This is a genomic window from Rubrivivax albus (assembly GCF_004016515.1).
Classification (GTDB): Bacteria; Pseudomonadota; Gammaproteobacteria; order Burkholderiales; family Burkholderiaceae_C; genus Rubrivivax; species Rubrivivax albus.
This window is the reverse complement of record NZ_SACT01000073.1, coordinates 1-251: the sequence shown is the minus strand read 5'-3', so window position 1 is coordinate 251 and position 251 is coordinate 1. Positions and strand designations below refer to the sequence as shown.

The 251-nt window shown below is 63.3% G+C and carries 1 protein-coding gene; it reads right to left on the bottom strand.

From position 1 onward, the window contains the following. Positions 1–251 (bottom strand): hypothetical protein (locus ENE75_RS25025; RefSeq protein WP_158289108.1); only part of this gene is annotated, 251 nt, incomplete at both ends.

Sequence of the window (251 nt, the reverse complement as noted above, 5' to 3'; positions counted from 1 at the left end):
GCTGATGATGAGGTAGCGCTCGTGCACGCCAAGCTGCTCGATCGGTGGAGCCCTGAGCAGATCAGCGGGCGCCTGGCTCTGGATCAACTGCTCTTGATCTCCACTTCCACGGTCTACCGCTGGATCGTAAGCGTCCGGCGAACCCATCTTGAGTAACGCGTCGGCGACGGCCACGATGGTGTCCACCAAGGAGGCGAGGTGGACACCAACGAAGACGCCAAGCGGCAGGTGCGGCGACGTCACGACCGGGA